Annotated in this window: 1 protein-coding gene and 2 pseudogenes; 1 reads left to right on the top strand and 2 read right to left on the bottom strand. The window is 53.2% G+C overall.

Going from position 1 to position 2,173, the window contains the following annotated elements; translation table 11 throughout:
• Positions 1–113 precede the first annotated feature (113 nt).
• Positions 114–680 (top strand): annotated as a pseudogene (locus tag DW49_RS0121430) (AAA-type ATPase lid domain-containing protein); the annotation flags it as partial.
• 60 nt (positions 681–740) lie between these two features.
• Here the strand turns inward: DW49_RS0121430 and DW49_RS0121425 are convergent.
• Both DW49_RS0121425 and DW49_RS0121420 read right to left on the bottom strand, forming a co-directional pair.
• The gene (locus tag DW49_RS0121425) at positions 741–1,292 is read right to left on the bottom strand and encodes a hypothetical protein (protein ID WP_005736284.1); all 552 of its coding nucleotides are present in this window, start codon (positions 1,290–1,292) and stop codon (positions 741–743) included.
• 163 nt (positions 1,293–1,455) lie between these two features.
• Positions 1,456–2,064 (bottom strand): annotated as a pseudogene (locus tag DW49_RS0121420) (DUF2726 domain-containing protein); the annotation flags it as partial.
• Between the last annotated feature and the right edge of the window lie 109 nt (positions 2,065–2,173).

Raw genomic sequence — 2,173 nt, 5'->3', positions numbered from 1 at the left:
CTGGTCAGTGAGAAATCACTGTCCAGATGCTCGTGGAATCAGTGTCCAAGTCAGCGTGGAATCACTGTCCAAGTGTTCGTGGAATGGGTGTCCAAGTGCGCGTGGAATCCCCAGACCTGGCTGAGGAAGTGCGTGCGGGTCGCTTTCGAGCAGACTTGTATCACCGCCTCAGCGTCTACCCGTTACGCGTCCCCTCTTTGAGAGAACGTCGGGACGACATCATGTTGCTGGCCGGAGCCTTCGCGGAAGAAAACCGCTGGAGGGTGGGCGTACCGTCGCTGCGATTTTCCGACTCCGCCCGCCAGGCGTTAGTCGGCTACTCCTGGCCAGGAAATATTCGGGAGCTTGAACACTTGATGGCAAGGGCGGCGCTGAAGGCAAAAAAACGAGCAGCACCGTTGAAAAGGCAGAGTGTGTTGTCGCTGGAGCTGCATGACCTTGACCTGTTGGAATCGCCCTCCGAGACAGTTGCAGAAGAATCAGGCGCTCTCCTTTCGCTGCAACCACTGGTTAAAGACTTCAGATCATCTGTAGACGGCTATAAGAAAGCGATATTGGAAGAGGCTCTCAGGCGCTCGGAAGGCAATGTTTCTGCTGCAGCGAGAAGTCTTAATCTGGATCGCGCGAATTTGACTCGGCTTGCGGAGAGGCTTGGGGTGAGTCATGTGCGTGAGAAGTAGTCGGGGTGTTCTACCGGCAATCTCCCGGACCTGATCACAGATCAGGGCACTGTCAGACGGCTAAAGCCTTGGATCATGGCATTCACGGGCAATTATTTTCAGCATTCGGCGCCGTATGATTCCGCTGACCGGCCTGATCACATACCAGTAGGGTGTGAACCGTCGAAGAGCATGATCATCCAGGCAATGCACGCGGGTTTCAGTAACGACCCTTGTCAGCCCCGCCTCCAACAACCGGCACTCGAAACTCACAACCAGCTTTACAGACCCAAAAGTATCGAACGCCTGGAAGGCATGGACGTCAGCAATTGTGGCTTGACCGTAATTCGCCCGCCACAGCTTCCCGGCTAAACCATAGGCAACCTCACTGTTCCCCCTGCGCTCCAGCAAGGTGAAGTTATCGAGTCCGAAGGGTGCTGGATTTGCTTCTGGACGCTGACCTAAAAGGCGCATGGGAAACTCGCGCAGGCGGATAGCAAACCGGAAGAATCCGTCTTCCTCCGGGCGCTGGGCAAGAACCACGCTCATAGCCCGCTCAGGACTGGCGGCCACGTCAATGTGGTGAATTTCCCCGAACTCGTACGCCGGCATGTATTTTTCGATTAACTGCATTTTGCCTCCTTGGCGCATGTATCAGGAATTCTGCCTAATGCTTGCTCCGCTTTCAATGTGAACTACCGTTTTACCAGGCTTGGGTTTTGAAGGACTTGGATAGGAACACAGTGTTGGCTGCATAAAATAAAAACAAATTGCCTGCTTGACGCCAAAGCAACCTTTAATCCGGAGCTGCTGTAGAACCTTCATTCGGCGAACGTGGCGTCCATTGATCCAGGAACGCCGCCACTTTTTCTTCAATATGGCTCTCGATGGTCCGTAAACGAAGCAAGGGGATACCGCATTTACTCAAAATGCTGTCTTTAGCAGCGTCTCGCTCAATCTGTACCGCATCGTTGTGGTGGCCGCCGTCGACTTCAATCACGCCCAGCGGGCTTTTCCCCACTTTGAAATAGAGAACAAAATCACATCGTGCCCCGTTTCTCATAAACTCCAGCTCTCTACCAGTGAGGCTCAAGCGGGCCACCGATGCCAGTTGCACCAGCCGGATCTCACTGTGGAACATGATCCCTCGACGGGATTCCTGAGCCAGTGCCTCACGAAGTATCTGCGCCACAATCTGCTCGGACTTGAATAACGAGTCATTCGGATTGAGCCTTTTATTAAGACGCTGAAGTGATCGGTCGTACTCTTTGTAGAGCAGATCGAATGCCGAGATAACAGGCGCTCGATGGACCTGCCCGTCATCCGCGTAATATTCCATGTAGCGGATCAGCGCAGCTACATGCCCATTACTGGTTCTGAAGACGTTGTCGCCTGTCACTAGTGTGCTGTCTCAAAAATAAATGCTCTGTAAAATCGTCTATTCTTGCTCGTTGATTACACCGTTGGAGGCGAAGAAATGAGCGCCCAAGATATCGTCCTGAGTCCTGAAGAAA

Source organism: Pseudomonas avellanae BPIC 631 (assembly GCF_000444135.1).
GTDB lineage: Bacteria > Pseudomonadota > Gammaproteobacteria > Pseudomonadales > Pseudomonadaceae > Aquipseudomonas > Aquipseudomonas avellanae.
This window is presented reverse-complemented; position numbering and strand designations above follow the sequence as displayed.